Genomic DNA, 22,131 nt, shown 5'->3' with positions numbered 1-22,131 from the left:
TTTTGATAAGATTTATGGGGAAATCACTGTATATTGCAGAGAAACCGAGTGTGGCACAGGAATTTGCCAAGGCACTGAAGATAAAGACTAGAAGACAAGACGGATACCTGGAGTCAGACGAGGCAATTGTTACCTGGTGTGTAGGACATCTGGTAACAATGAGCTACCCAGAAGAGTATGATCCGAATTTGAAAAGGTGGAGTTTGGAAACTCTGCCTTTTATACCAAAGGAGTTTAAATATGAAGTCATTCCGGCAGTGTCCAGGCAATATAAGATTGTTGCAGGACTTCTTAACCGAGAAGATGTTGACGTGATCTATGTATGTACTGACTCTGGACGAGAGGGAGAATATATCTATCGTCTGGTGGAGCAGCAGGCAGGAGTGCATGGAAAGGAACGGCGCCGTGTCTGGATTGATTCTCAGACAGAAGAAGAGATTTTAAGAGGTATTCGGGAAGCAAAAGATCTGAAGGAATATGACAATCTGTCTGCATCAGCTTATTTGAGAGCGAAAGAAGATTATTTGATGGGAATTAATTTTTCTCGCCTTTTGACATTAAAGTATGGCAACAGTATTTCTAATTATTTGAACACAAAGTATTCTGTGATTTCTGTGGGAAGAGTGATGACTTGTGTGTTGGGAATGGTTGTACGACGGGAGAGAGAGATTCGGGAATTCGTAGAAACGCCTTTCTATCGTGTGCTCAGTACTATCGGTGATCAGGAACAAAGTTTTGAAGGTGAATGGAGAGCGGTCAAAGGGTCTCGTTGGTTTGAGTCTTTCGACTTGTATAAAGAGAATGGATTTAAAGAACGGGAAAAAGCAGAGGATCTGATTACATATTTGAGTGATGAGAAACCTATGCAGTGTCAGATTGTATCCATTGAAAAGAAAAAAGAGAAGAAGAATCCGCCTTTGCTTTTTAATCTGGCAGAGCTACAGAATGAATGCTCTAAGCGTTTTAAGATTAGTCCGGATGAGACACTTCGAATCGTACAGGAATTATATGAAAAGAAACTCGTGACTTATCCCAGAACGGATGCGCGAGTGCTGTCTACAGCCGTGGCAAAGGAAATTCATAAGAATCTGAATGGTCTGATGAAGTATCAGCCTGTGGTGCCATATCTTCAAGATATTGTTGCATTGGGAAGTCATAAGGGGTTAGAAAAAACTCGTTATGTGAATGATAAGCAGATTACAGATCATTATGCGATTATTCCGACGGGACAGGGATTGAATGTGTTAGGTACACTGTCTCATCTGTCATGTCAGGTCTATGATTTGATTGTAAGGAGATTCCTGAGTATATTCTATCCTCCGGCGATTTATCAGAAAGTAGCAATTGTGACCAAGATGAAGAAGGAATCCTTTTTTTCAAATTTTAAAGTGCTTGCAGAAGAAGGTTACTTAAAGGTTGCAGGAATTCCGGGACAGAAGAAAACTATTACATCGGATGACGGGCAGGATGAGGAAAAAGATACAGATGCTTCCTTTTTTCAAAAAATACAATCTTTGCGAAAAGGAATGATTTTAGAAGTGCAATCGCTGGATATTAAGGAAGGAAAGACTTCACCTCCGAAACGTTATAATTCTGGTTCTTTGATCCTGGCCATGGAGAATGCAGGACAACTGATTGAAGATGAAGAATTGCGGGCTCAGATTAAGGGAAGTGGTATTGGAACCAGTGCAACACGAGGAGAGATACTTAAGAAGCTGTTCCATAATAAATATCTGGCTTTGAATAAGAAGACGCAGATTGTGACGCCAACGATGCTTGGAGAAATGATCTATGATGTGGTGGATCATTCTATCAAATCTCTTTTAAATCCAGAATTGACTGCGAGCTGGGAAAAGGGATTGAATTATGTTGCAGAAGGCGAGATTACGCCAGATGAATATATGCGTAAACTGGATCATTTTATTGTAAGTAGGACGCAAGGAGTTAAAGAGCTTTATAATCAGAATCAGTTACGCGCCTGTTATGATAAAACAGCACAATTTTATAAAAAATCTAATCAAGGGCGAAAATATTCAAATAAAAAGTAAAATAAATAAAGGAGTTAGAATCATATGAAAGAATTGACAGTAGCGGAATTGTATACGTTGGATGAGACTATTGCAAAAGATATTTTTGAGGGAGTGACCTATCCTTGGGAAGTTCTTCCGAAAATCAGTGCATTTATTCTAAAGTTGGGAGAGACATTGCCGGAGGAGGACTATGATAAAATAGGTGATGATGTGTGGATTGCTAAGTCTGCCAAAGTGTTTGAATCAGCTTACATACATGGACCTGCGATTATTGGCAAAAATGCTGAGGTAAGACATTGTGCATTTATTCGTGGGAATGCTATCATAGGGGAAGGTGCTGTTGTTGGTAATTCCACGGAGTTAAAAAATGTGATTTTATTCAATAAAGTACAGGTCCCTCATTACAATTATGTTGGTGATTCCATTTTGGGATATAAAGCTCATATGGGAGCAGGATCTATCACATCTAATGTTAAGTCAGATAAAAAACTGGTCGTGGTTAAAACACCAGAAGAGAATATTGAGACAGGAATCAAGAAATTTGGTGCAATGCTTGGCGATGAGGTGGAGGTTGGATGTGGAACTGTTTTGAATCCTGGAAGTGTGGTAGGAAACCATTCCAATATCTATCCGCTTTCAAGTGTCAGAGGCTATGTGCCGGCAAATAGTATCTATAAAAGACAAGGAGAGATAGTAGAAAAGAGATAGAGAAAGGAGAATGTATTATGAATAAAATAGGTTTTATTGGCGTTGGCATTATGGGAAAATCTATGGTGCGTAATCTCATGAAGGCGGGATTTGAACTTCATATTTATGCCAGAAATAAAGAAAAGGTAAAGGATGTAATCAGTGAAGGGGCAAATTTCCATGAGTCGATTCAGGATTGTGTAAAAGATTGTGAAGCAGTAATTACAATTGTAGGCTTTCCAAAGGATGTTGAGGAAGTATACTTTGAGGAAGGAAATATTCTGGATAGTGCAGAGTCAGGAGCATATCTGATTGATATGACGACAACAAGTCCGATGCTTGCTGAGAAGATATATAAAGAGGGGACAGAAAAGGGGTATCACGTACTTGATGCACCTGTGACTGGTGGAGATACAGGGGCAAAGGCAGGAACTCTTTCTATATTGGTTGGCGGTCTGAAAGAGGATTTTGAAAAATGTATGCCATTATTCCAGGCAATGGGAACAAATATAAATTATCAAGGAAATGCAGGATGTGGACAGCATGCCAAACTTGCTAATCAGATTATGATTGCAGGAACTTTGTCTGGCGTCTGTGAGGCTCTGACTTATGCAAAAGCAAAAGGATTAGATCCACAAGTATTTCTGGATTCGGTATCTACAGGAGCTGCAGGAAGTAAGCAGTTAGATATATTCGGGCCAAAGATTCTGGCAGGAGATTATGAACCAGGTTTTTTTCTGAAACATTTTGTAAAGGATATGAAACTTGCGCTTACTGAGGCTAATATGAGCGAACTGAGTTTGGAAGTGTTGAGTCTCGTGCTTGCAAACTATGAAGAATTAGAGGCTGCCGGCTACGGCAATCTTGGAACGCAGGCTCTTATGAAATACTATGCAGAAGCGGGAGAAGAATGATAATTTCTTGTATATGGTGAAAAAATGTAGTACGATAGGAAGGACTCATAGAAAGGAGAGTAGTATATGTTAGATGATAACTATGTAACATTTGAGATTGGAAAAGCAAAACATATTGCATTGGTCGCACATGATGGTAAGAAAAAAGAACTGGTAGAGTGGTGTGATAAGAATAAGGAGATCTTAAAAGGACATTTCTTATGTGGAACAGGAACGACTGCAAGATTAATATCTGAGAAGACAGGACTTCCAGTAAAAGGATATAATAGTGGTCCCCTTGGAGGTGATCAGCAGATTGGTGCAAAGATTGTAGAAGGGCAGATTGATTTTATGATCTTTTTGTGGGATCCACTGGAAGCTCAGCCACATGACCCAGATGTAAAAGCATTACTGCGTATTGCGGTTGTATATGACATTCCGGTTGCGAATAATCTGGCAACGGCAGATTTTATGTTGAGTTCTAAATATATGAATGGTGTATACAGCAGAAAAGTAGAGAATTTTAATAAGACTGTTCAGGAACGTGTGGAGAAAATGAAATAAACAGAGCATTCTTTCATTGACATATAATAGACTATATGATAAACTACTTTCAGGTTAAACTTTAATACGTTAAAGTGTTGCGGTTTAAAGCAACAAAAAGGGAATGAAAGTTGAGGAGAAGCATATGGTTATTAAAGTGTTATTGCTTATTGTTTTCTTTGCCGTTATGGTTTCGGTAGGAATTTATTCAAGAAAGCATGCAACGAGTGTGGATGGTTATGTATTAGGAGGACGTTCTGTAGGGCCGTGGCTTACGGCATTTGCATATGGAACTTCTTATTTTTCAGCGGTTGTATTCGTTGGATATGCCGGACAGTTTGGATGGAAATATGGTCTTGCTTCCACTTGGATCGGTTTGGGAAATGCAATCATTGGAAGTCTTTTGGCATGGGTTGTCTTAGGAAGACGTACCAAAGTTATGACGCAACATTTGAATTCCAAGACAATGCCGGATTTCTTTGGAGTGAGATTTGACAGTAAGGCGCTTAAGATCACAGCATCAGCAATCGTATTTATCTTTCTGGTTCCATATACTGCATCTGTATATAATGGATTATCTAGATTATTCGGGATGGCGTTTAATATTCCTTATACATATTGTGTGCTTGTAATGGCTGTATTTACTGGAATTTATGTTATTCTTGGTGGTTATATGGCAACAGCTATCAATGATTTTATCCAGGGAATTATTATGCTTGGCGGTATCATTGCTGTTATTGCAGCTGTTTTAATTGGAAAGGGCGGATTTATTGCAGCAATCCGTCAGATGGCAGAGATCCCAAGTGATGTGCCGGTTACGATGGGACAGCCAGGTGCATTTACTTCTTTCTTTGGACCAGATCCGCTGAATCTTCTGGGAGTTGTTATTCTGACATCTCTTGGTACATGGGGACTTCCACAGATGGTCGGCAAATTCTACGCAATCAAAGATGAGAAATCTATCAACACAGGTACAGTTATTTCCACTTTATTTGCTGTTGTCATCTCTGGTGGATGTTATTTCCTCGGCGGATTTGGAAGATTATTCGATAATCCAACCATTTATGCAGAAGACGGAAGTATGATCTACGATGGAATTATTCCATATATGCTGTCAACGCTACCGGATATTTTGATTGGTATTGTTGTAGTATTGGTGTTATCTGCATCCATGTCGACTCTGGCATCATTGGTGCTGACGTCTAGTTCTACATTGACGCTTGATTTTCTGAAAGGTAATGTGATGAAAGATATGGACGAAAAGAAACAAGTACGTATAATGCAGGTATTGGTTGTATTCTTCATTGTATTATCTGTAGTAATCGCATTGGATCCACCGACCTTTATTGCTCAGCTTATGGGTATCTCCTGGGGAGCACTTGCCGGAGCATTTCTGGCACCATTTATGTATGGATTATATTGGAAAGGCGTTACAAAAGCTGCGGTATGGGCAAGCTTTGCATCAGGTGTTGGAATCACAGTTTCCAACATGTTCTTGCATTATATTGCATCCCCAATCAATGCAGGTGCAATTGCAATGATTGTTGGTTTGATTATTGTACCAATTGTTAGTCTGATCACACCAAAGATGAACAAAAAGCAAGTGGATGACATATTTGAATGTTATGAAGAGAAAGTAACCATTACAAAAAAGCGTTCTTTGGAGGTAAATTAGAAGCGATTCTCGTCTGATTCCAGATGAAGAAAAATGAAATGACATAATATTAAAATACATCAAGGAAAGTGATTAAAATTATCACTTTCCTTTTTTGTTGACATATGTTAGGATAGGTTATGATTAAAATAAAACAATTAAATTGATGAATTTTATTCGAATTGTCATAGAAAGAGAGGTATTTGTATGAAAAATTGTAAGAAATATGAAAGAACATATTTTATGCCACCGGAGGTTACTTATGATTGGGTGAAAAAAGAATATATTGAGAAACCGCCGATTTGGTGTAGTGTGGATCTGAGAGATGGAAATCAGGCATTAATTGAACCAATGAGTTTGGATGAGAAGCTGGAATTTTTCCAGATGCTGGTGGAAATAGGATTTAAAGAAATTGAAGTTGGTTTTCCGGCAGCATCTGAGACGGAATACCAATTCATGAGAACCTTGATTGAAAAGAATATGATTCCGGATGATGTTACAGTACAGGTATTGACTCAGGCAAGAGAACATATTATTAAGAAGACATTTGAGGCAGTGAAAGGCGCACCACACGCAGTGATCCATTTATATAATTCTACATCTGTTGCACAGAGAGAGCAGGTATTTAGAAAGAGTAAAGAAGAGATCAAGAAGATTGCGATTGATGGAGCGGAATTGCTTCTGAAGTTGGCGTCTGAGACGGATGGGAATTTCACATTCCAGTATAGTCCGGAAAGTTTCCCAGGAACGGAAGTGGATTATGCGGTTGAGGTATGTAATGCAGTCTTGGATGTATGGAAACCAACAGCAGATAATAAAGCAATTATCAATATTCCAACAACCGTAGAAAATGCAATGCCACATGTATTCGCCTGCCAGCTGGAATATGTTAATAAGCACCTGAAATATAGAGATAACGTTATCTTATGTTTACACCCTCACAATGACAGGGGATGTGGTGTGGCAACGGCAGAACTTGGAGTTCTGGCAGGAGCTGACCGTATTGAAGGTACTTTATTTGGAAATGGAGAGCGTACCGGTAATGTAGATATTGTTACAATGGGAATGAATATGTATTCTCATGGTGTGGATCCGGGACTTGATTTTTCAAATATGCAGAAGATTAGAGAGACTTATGAGCGTTTGACAAGAATGCATGTATATGAGCGTCAGCCATATGCTGGAGATTTGGTATTTACAGCATTTTCAGGATCTCATCAAGATGCAATTGCTAAAGGTATGACTTGGAGAGAAGAGAAACAGTGTGATACATGGACAGTTCCATATCTGCCGATTGATCCGCAGGATGTTGGAAGAAAGTATGATTCTGATGTTATTCGTATCAATAGTCAGTCTGGCAAGGGCGGTGTCAATTATATCCTGAAGCAAAGTCATGGTATCAATCTGCCACAGAAGATGAGAGAAGAAGTTGGATATCTCGTAAAAGATGTATCTGACAAGGCACACAAAGAACTTACACCTGAATGGGTATATCAGATTTTTGCAGATAATTATATTAATACAAAAAGTATCTTCCATGTGGATGAATGTCATTTTAAACAGGTAGATGGAATTACGGCAGAAGTGACAATTAATCATGCCGGTGAGAGTAGAGTGATTACTGCCAATGGTAATGGACGTCTGGATGCTGTCAGCAACGCGATTAAGCAGTATTTTAACATTAGTTATGAACTTACATTTTATGAGGAGCATTCACTCACTAAAGGATCTTCTTCTAAGGCAGTAGCATATGTTGGAATTATCTGTAAAGGCAAGACTTTCTGGGGCGTTGGCATTGATGCAGATATTATCCGTGCTTCCATTGAGGCATTAATTGTAGCTGTTAATAAGATAGAAGAACTGGGATCTGCTGATCCATGTAAAGATGCCAGAATGATTGAAATCATGAATTATATTCAGGCCAATTATATTGACATTACTTTGGATGATCTGGCAGAAAAATTCTATCTCTCCAAACCATATATTTCTAAATATATCAAAGAGAAGTCTGGAATGACATTTGGAGAGCTGGTTAAGAAGATCCGAATGAAAAAGGCAAAAGCACTTTTGAAGAGCAGCAATATGACGGTAGAGAATATTGCCTTGTCGGTTGGTTACCAGAATGTTGAGCATTTTAATCGAATGTTTAAGAAAGCTTATAACATGACACCAATGCAGTTCAGAAATCAGAAGTAGATGGTAATTTAGTTGAGTTAGTTGGTAATTGGGTGTGTACGGCGCAAGGGAGTTGGATAGGCTGGTCTGTATCCGGTATCCTTCGCTGAGAATCCATAACAGAAAAAAGAGTTGCAATTTCGTGACCGGACTGATTCACCGAGAAATTTGGGATAATTTCTCGATTCAGCAGTCCTTTCGAATTTGGCTGGATGCCAAATTCTCACACGGAATTGCAACTCTTTTTTATGTAACGGATTCTATCGCTTGGCTGGACGGATACAGACCAGCTTATCCAACTCCCTTGCGCCTGACATTCCCAATTACTGAACGAACTCATCTGGACGAATTCCTGGCGCGAAGCGCAATGGGGAGCGATGTTTTTATACTATTCATCATTATTTCAATGAAAGAATCAGTTAGTTATTCTGCCAGTTTTTTGACAATATCATTACTGATATCTTTCCTTCTGCATGACGCGCAGGAATTCTCCCAGATGAGGAAGTTGCGGATTTGGGGGATGTCAGGCGAGAAGATGGATGGGATGGTTGCCGTTCGTTGGACAAGCGTTAGAATCCGTTACAGGAAAAGAAGCAGATATTTTGTGCGAAGATTTGGCTTCAAGCCAGATCTGAGAAGGCTGCTGAACCTCGAAATCATCAAAATTTCGGGGTGAATCAGCCTGGTCACAAAATATCTGCTTCTTTTCCTGTTATGGATTCTTAGCGAAGGACTCCGCAATGGCAACCATCCCATCCATCCTCTCGCCGTACACACCCAATTATCGACTAACTCAACTAAATTCCCATTTCATAAAGAATTGATAGGATTCATCTACAGTGTATGTTATAATAAATACAAAAAGGGACACGGCAAATTCAATTGGGGACGGAGGAAAATGAAAAAACCCCCGTCCCCAATTGAATTTTTTGTAACAAAATGTCGAATTCCGACTCTTATTATAGAGGAGGTGGCAGGGATGGAGGATTTTGTGGAGGTATACATGGGATATATGAAGGATGTGTATTTTTTTACTCAAACTGAGTGGCAGTCCGGATCTTGCGGAAGAATTGACTCAGGCCACTTTTGTAGCTGCGTTTGAACATTTGGATCAGTTTCAGGGAAGGTGTAAGATGTCGGTTTGGCTATGTCAGATTGTGAAGAACCAGTATTATGCGTATTGTAGGAAGAGCATGCATTTTACAGGAGAGGAGGTTCCGAAGAATTATGAGTCTAAAGAAAATATGGAAGAGGATATTATAAAGAGGGAAGAGCATCTGAAAGAATGTAGTGAATGTAGAAAGTATATGAATCGGATGAAGCAGGAATTGTTCGTGAGAGAAGAAATGGGAGACTATCTTGAGGAAGAAAAACTTCTAAGAAATAAAAAAAGAGGTTAAGGCTGATTTTATGGCGAAAGTAGTTCAATTTGATATTCCTGCAAATCTGATGATCTTTCTTGCAATATTCTATCGTAATGTATCCTTCTATCGCATAGGACTTTGCATGAATATTTTTGGATGGACAACAGAGAAAAAAAGGAAATGCGGATCCGGTGGCGTGGGTAATGTCGGCTGTTTCTATTGCCTTAAAGGTTGGGATCTCGTGTGTGTGGAATTGTAGGTATTGCAATGTTACTTATAAGATAATATGGGGAACAAGGAGAGGGAAAGAATGAAGAAAAGACTGTCACTTGATCGAAAGTATCTGCTTGTTACAGGAATCATAATGCAGATCATATTGCTTCTTCCGTGGATTTCGCTTGGAGGAAAAAGATATAATACATATGCATATTTATTTCGTTTGCATGCATCTGAAGATATGCAGACAGTAATGCGGGCGGATTTTGCATCAATCGGGGAAGGCTGGATGGACTGGACGGATATCCAATCCATGATGTTTGTGTTTATTGGGCAGCTGCTTCTCTTAGTTGTGCTACAGATTTTGGGGATTATAAGCATTTTACAGGTGTTCTCGAATAAGAAGAAGGGACTTGTGTCGGGCGTGTGTCTGGTGATCTGCGCTGCAAATCTTTTCAGCATAACAAGTGGCCCTACTTTTTATATGGATAGTTGGTTTGCTAAGTTGTATCTCCTTATTATGCTGATACTTCAGGGAATCAATCTCATTGGGTATCGTATGATAGATTCATGGGTGGAAGCGACCGAAGAGATGCGCCGGATTAAAGAGCATGAACGACAGGTAAAAAAAGAGCGGAAAGAACGGCTTGTATTTGAAGGGAAGTACTCCGCGTTATTTTATCAGGTTGTATGGAAGAATTTTAAGAGCAATTGGGCGACTTATCGTATCTTTGTGCTGGTAGATACTGTGTCGATTAGTTTTATTTTTGCAGGTATGGGGATGCGAGAAATGTTATCTGGGATGCAGGGAGTGGAAAATCTCCTTACCGGACAGGGACTTGGCGCAATCCTCCTAAATTTTCTTGCATCGGCAATCATAATATCCATTTTCCTGATAGTATCTGTTTTGATGTTTTACCTGAAAAATCATATGAGTAGCTATTCATTATTTCAGAATCTTGGAATTCGAAGCAAAACACTGTATTTGTTTATAGGAACAGAATTGGCAGTATGCATGATACTGGCATTGATTGGTGGATGCATCTTGGGAAATGTGATTCTGTTTGTATGCCGTATCGCAATTCGGAATGGATTTGACGGGGCAATTCTGTTGGAAAACATTACGGTTAAGAGTTATTTGTTGACACTATTGGTCAGTTTTCTAGTCTATCTGATATCTGCCATGGCAACTCATGATGTTTATTATGAGACGGGTGGAACTTCTGCGAGATATAAAGCTGTACAGAAAGAAAAGATGCCTGGCATTTTGAGTCCTTTATTCATGATATTTGGAGCAGGAGTCATTGTGTTTTCTGTTTATGGATTTTTTCAGAGAGAACATGCAGAAGGAATGGTGTATATTGTATTTTTCCTGATTGGGTTATATTTATTTATGCGACATTGCTGGAATATGTATTTGCGCTTGAGAAAAAAGAAGAATTCAATTTATTTGGGAAGTATATTAAAGAAGAATTATTTTTATCATCATTTTAAGACGGCATATCGGTATTTATTTTTATTTACGATATTACATATCTGCGTGCTTTTTGTGTTTTCGCGTGAAGTAACCACATCTCTGATTGAAGAAGAACCAGAGATAATGTTCCCATATGATTATGTGTGTATGGCGATTGAAGATGATATGCCTATATTTGAAGAGATAAAAAATGAGAATCAGGCGGAAGTGTTAAGTTATCCAATGGTTCGAGTCAGTAACGCAGATAATTCTACAGATATCAACGGTGCAATGGAGTGTATCCAGCCTCAGGGACAACATATCGGAATCTCAGAGTCTACCTATCGAAAATTGTGCGAGAACATAGGAGAAAAGCCAAAACAACTGAATCTTGCAGAAGATGGAAGTGAAATATATGTCATCTATCAGGAAGATAAAAGTGTGAGAGCACATCCGATTGATTATTATATGGGGACGAAGACTCCTTATCTTCATATTGGACAGCCATTGATAGCTTATGATTATGTTAAACGAGAGAAATTATTTCAACCACGTAAAGTAATTGGAATGGAGCGAACCAGCCTTATCGGCAATTTGAGACAGGGTGAACATGAGAATATTGTTGTTTTCTCAGATGGATATTTCGCAGAAGTTGAGGATATGTGGAAAACTACGATATACTGGAATGGTGAGCAGATCAGCGAGGAAGAAGCAATAGAAGATGTGACGATCCATCACTGGCCGGATCAGCTTGTTTTAATAAATATGGCAGATGATCAGAAACAAGATGTGGAAGAAAAACTGCAAATATTTGAGGATAATCATTTGTTTGATAATTCTTTTGACAGTGAGGTGCAGTCATGGTACTCAAAAACTACTCTCATTGATCAGATAAAGTCCGAACGATTTATGAATATTGCAGTCAGTATGTTTATCATGATAATTATGGCAATCGTAAGTTTGCTCCTTCTCTACATGAAAGTAGAGTCTGAGATGGATGAGAAGAAGAGACAACAAGAATTTCTTGAGTGCATGGGTATGCGAAAAAGAGAACGCTTACAAATCATTAAGTCAGAATTGGGGTTCTACTTTTGGGTACCTATGACAATATCGATTATTTCGATTATAGTATTTACGGCAATAACGTGGAAACTGAGATTATTTTCACAGACTGACTGTATTGCATATTCCAAAGTATTGACAATTATTTTCCTTATTTATACAGCGGTAGAATTACTAGGGATGAAGTGCCTGGAGTATTATATCATAAGAAAAGTGGAGGGCAGCCATGGAAACAATCATTAGAACTGAAAAGATATATAGAAGTTATTCAAAAACTGGCAGCAAGAAAGAACAGCCAGATGATATCCGGGTCTTAAAAGGGATTGACCTAGAGGTAGAAAAGGGAGAGTTTGTTGGAATTATGGGAAAATCCGGCTGTGGAAAGACTACGTTGATTAAAGTGTTGGGATTAATTGATGAACCAACAAAGGGAACCATATATTTTAAAGAAAAGGACATCGATAAACTATGGAAAGACGAATTAGCAGATATCCGACGCAGAGAAATTGGGTTCGTATTTCAGGATTTTTATTTGATGGATAGTCTGTCCGTAAAAGAGAATATCATGCTTCCGATGATTCTTGATAAAGCAGAAGCTGAATCATGCATCGAAAGAGCGGAAATCCTGGCAGAACAATTCGGCCTTACCCATCTTCTTAACAAAAATCCATACGAATTGTCAGGTGGAGAGAAACAAAGAGCAGCAATCTGCCGGGCACTTCTAAATAATCCCGAATTAATCTTAGCCGATGAGCCTACCGGAAATCTCGACTCAAAATCCGGGAAAATCGTTGTAGATGAATTCATAAAAATCAATGAAGTTATGAAAAAGACCATCATTATGGTCACGCATGACCCACAGATGGCAAGCAAATGCAAAAGAATCATATTTTTAAAAGATGGGATTGTGCTGGAAGATCTAAGACGTATTGGAAGCTGCGAAGAATTCTATCATAAAGTGTTAGAAAGAATGGCAGAATTGTAAATTGGGTACAGGGCATATGACGAATGGGTACACCACATTTTTTAATAGGGGACGTAGTAAAATGCAATTTTACTACGTCCCCTATTAATTAAATTGCTCTAGTATATTCTTTTAACCATTCTCTTTCTTCGTCTGTCAGATGTGGTCCGATTTTTTCATATACTTCTTTGTGGTAGTTGTTCAGCCATTCTTTTTCATCTCTGCTCATTTCATCAGGATCAATTCCGTCCAGGTCGATTGGAGCGAATGTGATAGTTTCGAAGTGCATGAACTGTCCATATTTGTTCTTATTGCCTTTTTTTACGACAAATTCATTTTCAATACGAATACCGAATTTTCCATCTTCGTAGATTCCTGGTTCATCGGTGATGACCATGCCTTCTTCTAACTGATGATGTTCATTCTTGCTTGGAACGACATACCAGCGGAAGCCAGTCGGTGCTTCGTGGATGTTACCGAGGTATCCGACGCCATGTCCGGTACCGCACTGATAGTCGAGATCAAGATCCCAGATTGGGCCTCTTGCAAGGACATCAAGATTGTATCCGTAGCATCCGTAAAGGAATTTTGCACGGGACAGGCGCATCATGGCACGTACAACAGCAGTAAAGTATTTTTTCATCTGCTGGTCAACAGAACCAAGGATAAATGTTCTGGTGATATCGGTAGAACCTTCATAATATCCACCGCCAGTATCATTTAAGAAAAATGCGCCGGATTTAAGTTGTACGTCAGACTCTTCGCAAGGAGAGTAGTGCATCATGGCTGCGTGGTCGTCAAATGCACACAGTGGTTCGAAACTGTCGCGGATATAGCCTTCTTGTTCTGCACGAAGCTCCGTTAATTTTGCAGCAGAGCTAAGCTCTGTGATTGGTTCTTTGTCATAACGTGTTTTTACCCAATACATGAATTTGGTGATTGCAACACCATCCTTGATATGAGCATTTTTGATGTTCTTAAGTTCTACATCATTTTTCATGGCTTTCATAAGGATAGTTGGATTTGCAGCTTCTACGATTTTGCAAGGGATATTCTTGTACAAAGCGTAGTTCATTTTCATTGGGTCAATCAGTGCAACACTGTCAGTGCTGATATTCTTGATATCTTCATAAATATTATTGTAAGGATGAATATTGACGTTATTCTTCTTTAATTCTTCATGGATTCGGTCATCCAGTTTGGAGTCGTCAACATATAGTTCAACAGCATCCATGGTTACGATTGCATAGGAAAGCAGTAATGGGAAGAAATCGATATCATCTCCACGGACATTCAGAAGCCAGCATACATCATCAAGAGAAGCGATGATATGTGTATCTGCTCCGTTTTCTTCCATTTTCTTCCGTACACGTGCAAGTTTGGAAGCTGTACTCTCGCCAGAATATTTTTCTTCCAGGAAGAATGCTGGTTTTTTAGAAAGAGATGGACGGTCTTCCCAGATTGCATCAATCAAATCTTCAGAATAATCAATCTGAATATTCTTTGCTGTTAATGCATCTTCATATTCCTGACCTTCTCCCATGGAAAGCACACGGCCATCGAAGCCTACCGTGCCGCCTTCTGGTACATTATCGCATAAATATTCTGTGATAGATGGAGTATCACCCACGAACATTTTCATCAGTCGGATGCCGCTTCCTTCCAGTTCGTTAGTTGCCTGGAAGAAGTACCTTCCATCTGTCCATAGACCACCGTCATCTTTTGTAATCACGGCTGTACCATAAGAGCCACTGAATCCGGTAATGAATTTTCTTGCCTTAAAATGTTCTCCTACATACTCGCTCTGATGGAAATCGGCAGTAGGAACAACATATGCATCAATCCCTTTTTCAGCCATCAAAGCACGAAGTTTTGCAATTCTTTCTGCTACAATTGTCATAATCAATTGCCTCCTTTATATTGTAATTTCATTATGAAATACACAGATATATTTTGGAAAATGTGATTTCCTGTAGAAAAAAAAGGCTCCCGGGGAACCGGGAGCCCTTTCCTTCAAAAAGTAAACCCTTTTATGTATTGACTTATTTACCGCCAACCATTTCGTCAAATTTCTTCGTGAACGCTAACATGATAACACCGCAGGCGATGATCAGGATTGTAACGATACCGTAAGCTTTAACGAATGAGAACTGTGCAAGGAAGTTGTAAAGTGGACCATATCCTTTTCCAGCGAAGAAAATGATGAGTGGCCATACACCAAGCAATGTTCCAAGCAGTTTCTTAGGAGCATATTTGTTGATGAAAGAGTTTCCAAGTGGTGAGAAGATAACTTCACCGACAGTCATAGCAACAGCTGTCAGGATGATAACCCAGATACCAACTGGATCTTTTGTTCCTTCACCGCTAAGGAATGCAGCAAGTACCATGGATGCTGTACAAAGACCAAGGATAATAATACCTATAGCTGTCTTTGTGAACATTCCCCAGTCGCCCTGTGGTCTTTGTTTCATCTTAGCCCAAATTCCAGCGAATACAGGACAAAGAATAATACAAAGAAGACCATTCATAGAGTCAAACCATGCAGTAGGCATCTGGAAAGAACCGATGTTCCAGTTAGCCCATCCGGAACCGCCCTGTTCAATTGGACCGAACTCATAATAAACTGGCATGTAAACCATGTACCAGATCAACCAGAAGATACCAGAGAACAGTGTTACGATTAAGATAGCGATAACACGATTTTTCTCAAGCTTTGTAAGAGGAGCATTGTCTTTCTCTTTGTCAGCTTTGTCAACATCTTCAGTTCTGTTGTCAACAAGGAATGGTTTTTTACCAGCATCACCTAAGAACTTCATTCCAAAGAGCCACCATGCACAGTCGATGAACATGAAGATTCCGCAAAGAAGGAACATGAAGCGATAGCTGTAGTTTGTAGCAACAAGAGTCAGGAATGTTGTTCCGCAGAATGAACCAATATTAACGAATGAATACTGGATACTGAAGATAGAGTCCAAAGTATCTGCGTCAGCTAATGGGAACAGACGTCCGTTGATACCAGATACATTTCCTTTGAAGAAACCTGTACCGATAGCAATCAGGATAATCATAACCCAAACCATACCTTTGCTCTGTGCCTGCCATGCACATAAATAACCAAGACCCATTAAAATCTCTCCGATTGGAACGAGGAGTCTTGGGCTAATCCAACGGTCAGCAATGTATCCACCGATAACTGGTGTGATATAAGTAAATGCTACCAGGTTGGAACTCATCAACGCACCCTCAGCTTTGGAAAGTCCAAGACCTCCTTCTGCTGCAGAAAGAACGATGAAGATGGCAACGCCCCATTTAGCAGCGTAGTATGCAAGTCTTTCAAGAGTGAAAGAAAAACTACATACATAGAAACCAAATGGCCATTTCTTTTTTGTTGTTTCCATTTTTAACCCTCCAATTAAAAATATAGTATTGTTTCGGTTTTTGTGTAGAAAAATGTCTACATTTAAAAACCATGATAAATATATCATAAATTAGACTAAAGTACAATAAAAAGTTAAGAAAAAGTTAATGAATAGTGCAAAATTCACAATCACTTTAACGTGCTGCCATGATAACTTGATATAATACAAAAATAATTCGACAATATTTTAACAGAAAAATGCGAAAAGTATTGCATGGAGAGAAGAAAAACGATATAATACAATTGGCAAAAATTTGGTTCTACTTTACAATTAAGTATCAACCCAATTTAAATATGTAAGAAAATGGAGGACTATACTATGGGCAACATGGCAACAGAAAATGCAGCAAGTGCAAGAATTGCTTCTTTACTTGATGCAGGAAGCTTTGTTGAAATCGGTGGTGCTGTTACTGCCAGAAGCACTGATTTTAACATGCAGGTAAAAGACACTCCGGCTGATGGTGTAATTACTGGTTATGGAGTAATTGACGGAAATTTAGTATATGTATATAGCCAGGACGCAACGGTATTAAATGGAGCAATTGGTGAGATGCATGCGAAAAAGATTGCAAATATCTATGATATGGCAATGAAAATGGGTGCGCCGGTAATCGGTCTTGTAGACTGTGCTGGTTTTAGACTTCAGGAAGCGACAGATGCATTGGAGGCATTTGGTAATCTGTACTTAAAACAATCAATGGCTTCTGGTGTGATTCCACAGATTACAGCAATCTTTGGGACTTGTGGTGGTGGACTTGCTCTCGTCCCTGCTTTGACAGATTTTACATTCATGGAAGCATCTGATGCAAAGTTATTCATGAATTCACCAAATGCAATTCCCGGCAATGAGATCTCAAAGCTGGATACCTCTTCTGCAGAATATCAGAGTGAAAAGTCTGGTCTTGTAGATGTGGTGGGAACAGAAGCAGAGATTCTTGAAAATATCCGTGCCCTAATTTGTATGCTTCCTTGTAATAATGAGGAAAATGTTGCCTATGATGAGTGCACAGATGATCTTAACCGTGCTTGCGAAGGGATCGAAAATGCAGTTGAAGATACTGCGATTGCGCTGGCAAGTATTTCTGACAGTAATGTGTTCTTTGAGACGAAAAAGAATTTTGCAAAGGATATGGTGACCGGATTTATTCGATTGAATGGGATGACAGTGGGTGCTGTTGCGAACCGTTCAAAAGTATACAATGAAAATGCAGAAGTTGTCGCAGAATTTGATGGTTCCTTGTCTGCTCATGGAGCAAGAAAAGCAGCGGAATTTATAACATTTTGTGATGCTTTTAATATTCCGATTCTTTCTTTGACAAACGTGTCTGGATTTAAAGCTGGAAAATGTGAAGAAAGAAATCTTGCGAGAGAAGCTGCAAAGCTTACTTATGCATTTGCCAATGCAACAGTTCCAAAAGTGAATGTTGTGATTGGAAAAGCATTTGGAAGTGCTTATGTAGCAATGAATAGTAAGTCTATCGGTGCAGATATAGTGTATGCATGGGCAACTGCAGAGATTGGTATGATGGATGCAAATCTTGCAGCTAAGATTATGTATGCAAATTCTGATTCTGCTACTGTAAAAGAAAAAGCAGCAGAATACAGAGAATTGCAGTCAAGCCCGCTTTCAGCAGCAAGAAGAGGATATGTGGATACGATTATTGAACCAGCTGATACCAGAAAATATGTCATCGGTGCATTTGAGATGTTATTTACCAAGAGAGAAGAACGCCCGATGAAAAAGCATGGTGCAGTTTAGAGAGGTGAGGTAAGGTGAGAAAAAAGATTAGTTTATTACTCTGTGTGCTTGCGACAATGCTCTGCTTTACCGCATGTGGAAGCGGCAATAAAACAATGGATTATGATGAAGCTACCATTGAACAGACGACAGAATTTCTGTTGAGTTATTGTGCGAGTACCGATGAAGCAACGCTCGAACAGTGGAAGTCCATGACAGATTTCAATGTTGAGCTACAGTTGACTGAGGCTGGGATTCCTGTAACGCAGGAAAGTTTCCTTGGAGCATTGGAGGCGTGGCAAGCAGCTACTAAAGAGTGTGGTGAATATATAGGTCATGGTGATTATACATTTGAGGCATCTACAGATGAACTTAAAGTTACAACAGCAGTTGAGTTCTCAGACCGTGAAGCAACGATTACATTTGTATTTGATGAAGATTCTTATCTGGACAGCATGACAGTTGATGCAGAATATTCAACAGGAGAAATATTGGAAAAAGCAGGATTAAATACGATACTTGGAATGGGAACGGTATTTATAGTACTGATTTTTATTTCGTTCCTGATTTCCTTATTTAAATATATTCCTGCGATTGAGAAAAAATTCAAAAAGCAGCCTGTACAGGAAGCTAAGACAGAGAAAGCTCCTGCTCAGAATCTTTCTGCAGTTGAGACTCCGGTCGCAGATGATCTGGAATTGATCGCAGTCATTTCTGCAGCAATTGCTGCCGCCAGAGAGGCAGAAGGATACAGCAAAGATGGATTTGTTGTAAGAAGTATCAGACGTCGTCCGTCAAATAAATGGAATGCATAACTACCCAAAGGAGGAATTTAAAATGAAAAATTATACAATTACAGTAAACGGAAATGTATATGATGTAACAGTAGAAGAAAAAGGTGCAGGTGTGGCATCGGCAGCGCCGGTAGCAGCACCAAAGGCCGCACCTGCTGCAGCACCAGCAGCACCAAAGACTGCTGCACCGGCTGCAGGAGCAGGTTCTGTTGAAGTAAAAGCCGGAGCTGCAGGAAAAGTGTTCAAGATTGAAGCAAATGTTGGACAGAGTGTAAAAAGAGGCGATGCGGTTGTAATTATTGAAGCAATGAAGATGGAAATTCCAGTTGTGGCACCAGAAGATGGAACAGTGGCAAGTATTGATGTGGCAGTTGGTGATGCTGTAGAATCAGGAGCTGTTCTTGCTACATTAAACTAGAGACATAATCTGATTATGTTTATTTAACACGACTGGAGGTTAAAAAATGGAATATATAACAACAACATTAGGAAACCTCGTGCATCAGACGGCATTTTTCAGTCTCACATGGGGCAATTTGATCATGATTGCAGTTGCATGTTTTTTCCTATATTTAGCAATCAGACATGGGTTTGAACCTCTGCTCTTGGTACCAATTGCGTTCGGTATGCTTCTTGTAAATATCTATCCAGATATTATGCTGCATGCAGATGAGGCGGCCAATGGAACCGGAGGATTACTTTACTACTTCTATGTTTTGGATGAATGGTCAATCCTTCCGTCTCTGATATTCCTCGGGGTAGGTGCGATGACAGATTTTGGACCATTGATTGCTAATCCAAAGAGTTTCCTGCTGGGAGCAGCAGCGCAGTTTGGAATTTTTGCGGCATATCTTGGTGCAATGGCAATGGGATTCTCTGATAAAGCAGCGGCAGCAATCTCTATTATTGGTGGTGCAGATGGACCGACTTCTATCTTTCTTGCCGGTAAATTACAGCAGACGGCATTAATGGGGCCGATTGCGGTGGCGGCATATTCTTACATGTCACTGGTTCCGATCATTCAGCCGCCAATTATGAAGTTATTGACAACTGAAAAAGAGCGAAAGATTAAGATGGAACAGCTTCGCCCGGTTTCTAAATTGGAAAGAATTCTTTTCCCGATTATTGTTACTATTGTAGTGTGTACGATTCTTCCAACGACAGCACCATTGGTTGGTATGTTGATGCTTGGTAACCTGTTCCGCGAATCAGGCGTTGTAAGACAGCTGACAGAGACTGCCTCTAATGCGTTGATGTATATTGTAGTAATCTTGCTTGGTACTTCTGTAGGCGCAACGACGAGCGCAGAAGCATTCTTGAATATGGATACCATTAAAATTGTTGTTCTGGGACTTGTAGCATTTATGTTTGGTACAGCAGCCGGAGTACTATTCGGTAAACTGATGTGTTATGCAACGCATGGAAAAGTAAATCCTTTGATTGGATCTGCCGGTGTATCTGCAGTTCCAATGGCGGCCAGAGTATCACAGAAGGTAGGTGCAGAAGCAGATCCTACAAACTTCCTTCTGATGCATGCGATGGGACCGAACGTAGCGGGCGTAATCGGTACTGCAGTTGCAGCTGGAACATTCATGGCGATTTTCGGCGTAGGTGTATAATGATCTAAAAATTGTTGATAGATTATAGGAGGATATAAAATGGCAGAAATTGAGAAAAAACCAATTAAAATAACAGAAACCATTCTGCGTGATGCACATCAGTCTTTGATTGCTACCCGTATGACAACAGAACAGATGCTTCCGATTATTGAGAAGATGGATAAAGTAGGATATCATTCAGTGGAATGTTGGGGAGGTGCTACATTCGACGCATCCCTTCGTTTTCTGAAAGAAGATCCGTGGGACAGACTTCGCAAATTCCGTGATGGATTTAAGAATACAAAATTACAGATGTTATTCCGTGGACAGAACATCTTAGGATATCGTCCGTATGCAGATGATGTGGTAGAATATTTTGTTCAGAAATCTGTAGCTAATGGTATTGATATCATTCGTATTTTTGATTGCTTAAATGATCTGCGCAATCTGCAGACTGCAGTAACTGCAGCTAATAAGGAAAAGGCAGAAGCTCAGGTGGCTCTTTCTTATACTTTGGGTGATGCTTATACATTAGAGTATTGGGTTGATATTGCAAAGAGAATTCAGGACATGGGCGCGGATTCTATCTGTATTAAGGATATGGCAGGTCTCTTGAAACCATACCAGGCAACAGAACTGATTGGCGCGTTAAAAGAAGCTGTAGATCTTCCAATCCAGCTTCATACGCACTATACATCAGGTGTTGCATCTATGACTTATTTGAAAGCTGTAGAGGCTGGAGTGGATGTCATTGATACAGCAATGTCACCATTCGCACTTGGAACTTCTCAGCCGGCAACAGAAGTTATGGTTGAGACTTTCAAAGGTACACCATATGATACTGGATTTGACCAGAACTTATTGGCTGAGATTGCTGATTACTTCCGTCCGATTCGTGACGAAGCATTGGAAAGTGGTCTGTTGAATCCAAAGAACATGGGTGTTAATATTAAGACTCTGTTATATCAGGTACCAGGTGGCATGTTGTCAAATCTTACTTCTCAATTGAAGGAGCAGGGTGCAGAAGATAAATTCTATGATGTACTGGAGGAAGTTCCGAAGGTACGTAAAGATTTGGGAGAACCACCTCTTGTAACCCCTTCTTCCCAGATTGTAGGTACACAGGCTGTGTTTAACGTGCTGATGGGTGAGAGATATAAGATGGCAACTAAAGAGACAAAAGATATCTTAAGTGGTAAGTATGGTGCAACTGTAAAACCATTTAACGAAGATGTGAAGAAAAAAGTATTGGGTGAAAATGCTGAGACGATTACCTGCCGTCCGGCAGATTTGATTCCTGATGAATTGGATACATTGCGTAAAGAGTGTGAGCAGTGGATTCAACAGGATGAGGATGTTCTGTCTTATGCGTTGTTCCCGCAAGTAGCTGTTGACTTCTTTAAATACAGAGAAGCACAGCAGACAAAAGTGGATCCAACAGTAGCTGATACGGAAAATGGAAGTTATCCGGTTTAATTCAGAGATATAGAATGACAGAAAGCATGATAAGAACAAGGTGTGCAGATTTTTGCACACCTT

General features: G+C 39.7%; 18 protein-coding genes. 16 read left to right on the top strand and 2 right to left on the bottom strand.

All coding sequences use genetic code 11. From position 1 onward, the window contains the following. Positions 1-14 precede the first annotated feature (14 nt). The 11 genes from ACQRBH_RS11395 (at position 15) to ACQRBH_RS11345 (ending at position 13,065) form a co-directional block, all read left to right on the top strand. Positions 15-2,048 carry a DNA topoisomerase gene (locus ACQRBH_RS11395; protein ID WP_427761786.1) on the top strand — a complete coding sequence of 678 codons (2,034 nt, stop codon included), beginning with the start codon at positions 15-17 and terminating at the stop codon, positions 2,046-2,048. Positions 2,049-2,072: 24 nt separating this feature from the next. Next, on the top strand, positions 2,073-2,738 hold the full coding sequence (locus ACQRBH_RS11390) for a UDP-N-acetylglucosamine pyrophosphorylase (RefSeq protein ID WP_427761784.1): 666 nt from the start codon (positions 2,073-2,075) through the stop codon (positions 2,736-2,738). A gap of 17 nt (positions 2,739-2,755) precedes the next feature. Continuing rightward, the gene (locus ACQRBH_RS11385) at positions 2,756-3,631 is read left to right on the top strand and encodes an NAD(P)-dependent oxidoreductase (protein WP_235233524.1); all 876 of its coding nucleotides are present in this window, start codon (positions 2,756-2,758) and stop codon (positions 3,629-3,631) included. A 66-nt stretch (positions 3,632-3,697) separates the two neighbouring features. Then, positions 3,698-4,174: a methylglyoxal synthase gene (locus ACQRBH_RS11380; protein WP_427742154.1), complete on the top strand. Its 477-nt coding sequence runs from the start codon at positions 3,698-3,700 to the stop codon at positions 4,172-4,174. Positions 4,175-4,298: 124 nt separating this feature from the next. After that, positions 4,299-5,828 (top strand): sodium:solute symporter family transporter, encoded by a 1,530-nt coding sequence (locus ACQRBH_RS11375; RefSeq protein WP_427761782.1) that lies wholly within the window; start codon positions 4,299-4,301, stop codon positions 5,826-5,828. 186 nt (positions 5,829-6,014) lie between these two features. Next, positions 6,015-8,003, top strand: a complete 1,989-nt coding sequence (locus ACQRBH_RS11370; protein WP_235233527.1) for a 2-isopropylmalate synthase — start codon at positions 6,015-6,017, stop codon at positions 8,001-8,003. Positions 8,004-8,124: 121 nt separating this feature from the next. Continuing rightward, the gene (locus ACQRBH_RS11365; protein ID WP_427761781.1) at positions 8,125-8,658 is read left to right on the top strand and encodes a hypothetical protein; all 534 of its coding nucleotides are present in this window, start codon (positions 8,125-8,127) and stop codon (positions 8,656-8,658) included. Positions 8,659-9,001: 343 nt separating this feature from the next. Next, positions 9,002-9,382 carry a sigma factor gene (locus ACQRBH_RS11360; RefSeq protein WP_427761780.1) on the top strand — a complete coding sequence of 127 codons (381 nt, stop codon included), beginning with the start codon at positions 9,002-9,004 and terminating at the stop codon, positions 9,380-9,382. 10 nt (positions 9,383-9,392) lie between these two features. Next, positions 9,393-9,605 (top strand): hypothetical protein, encoded by a 213-nt coding sequence (locus tag ACQRBH_RS11355; protein ID WP_427761778.1) that lies wholly within the window; start codon positions 9,393-9,395, stop codon positions 9,603-9,605. 51 nt (positions 9,606-9,656) lie between these two features. Further along, the gene (locus tag ACQRBH_RS11350; RefSeq protein WP_427761776.1) at positions 9,657-12,323 is read left to right on the top strand and encodes a hypothetical protein; all 2,667 of its coding nucleotides are present in this window, start codon (positions 9,657-9,659) and stop codon (positions 12,321-12,323) included. Continuing rightward, positions 12,307-13,065 carry an ABC transporter ATP-binding protein gene (locus tag ACQRBH_RS11345; protein WP_427761774.1) on the top strand — a complete coding sequence of 253 codons (759 nt, stop codon included), beginning with the start codon at positions 12,307-12,309 and terminating at the stop codon, positions 13,063-13,065. Before ACQRBH_RS11350 ends, ACQRBH_RS11345 begins: the two co-directional genes overlap by 17 nt. Before the next feature lie 88 nt (positions 13,066-13,153). Here ACQRBH_RS11345 and ACQRBH_RS11340 read toward each other — a convergent pair whose 3' ends face one another. Beyond that, positions 13,154-14,944, bottom strand: a complete 1,791-nt coding sequence (locus ACQRBH_RS11340; protein ID WP_235233184.1) for an aminopeptidase P family N-terminal domain-containing protein — start codon at positions 14,942-14,944, stop codon at positions 13,154-13,156. Positions 14,945-15,086: 142 nt separating this feature from the next. Continuing rightward, the gene (locus ACQRBH_RS11335; RefSeq protein WP_427742148.1) at positions 15,087-16,442 is read right to left on the bottom strand and encodes a peptide MFS transporter; all 1,356 of its coding nucleotides are present in this window, start codon (positions 16,440-16,442) and stop codon (positions 15,087-15,089) included. Positions 16,443-16,781: 339 nt separating this feature from the next. Between ACQRBH_RS11335 and ACQRBH_RS11330 the strand changes: the two genes are divergently transcribed. Genes ACQRBH_RS11330 through ACQRBH_RS11310 form a run of 5 tightly spaced genes read left to right on the top strand, consistent with a single transcriptional unit; the run spans position 16,782 to position 22,068 of the window. Next, on the top strand, positions 16,782-18,221 hold the full coding sequence (locus tag ACQRBH_RS11330) for an acyl-CoA carboxylase subunit beta (RefSeq protein ID WP_427761772.1): 1,440 nt from the start codon (positions 16,782-16,784) through the stop codon (positions 18,219-18,221). 14 nt (positions 18,222-18,235) lie between these two features. Continuing rightward, positions 18,236-19,015: an OadG family transporter subunit gene (locus ACQRBH_RS11325; protein WP_427761770.1), complete on the top strand. Its 780-nt coding sequence runs from the start codon at positions 18,236-18,238 to the stop codon at positions 19,013-19,015. A gap of 22 nt (positions 19,016-19,037) precedes the next feature. Beyond that, the gene (locus tag ACQRBH_RS11320) at positions 19,038-19,412 is read left to right on the top strand and encodes a biotin/lipoyl-containing protein (RefSeq protein ID WP_235233180.1); all 375 of its coding nucleotides are present in this window, start codon (positions 19,038-19,040) and stop codon (positions 19,410-19,412) included. Positions 19,413-19,458: 46 nt separating this feature from the next. Next, positions 19,459-20,613 carry a sodium ion-translocating decarboxylase subunit beta gene (locus ACQRBH_RS11315; protein ID WP_427761769.1) on the top strand — a complete coding sequence of 385 codons (1,155 nt, stop codon included), beginning with the start codon at positions 19,459-19,461 and terminating at the stop codon, positions 20,611-20,613. A gap of 39 nt (positions 20,614-20,652) precedes the next feature. Continuing rightward, a complete protein-coding gene (locus ACQRBH_RS11310; protein ID WP_235233178.1) occupies positions 20,653-22,068 on the top strand; it encodes an oxaloacetate decarboxylase subunit alpha in 1,416 nt (471 codons plus the stop codon). Positions 22,069-22,131: the final 63 nt, after the last annotated feature.

Source organism: Bariatricus sp. SGI.161 (assembly GCF_050313695.1).
Classification (GTDB): Bacteria; Bacillota; Clostridia; order Lachnospirales; family Lachnospiraceae; genus JAFBIX01.
Note: the sequence above shows the minus strand (reverse complement) of the source record. Positions and strands in the feature narration are given on the sequence as shown.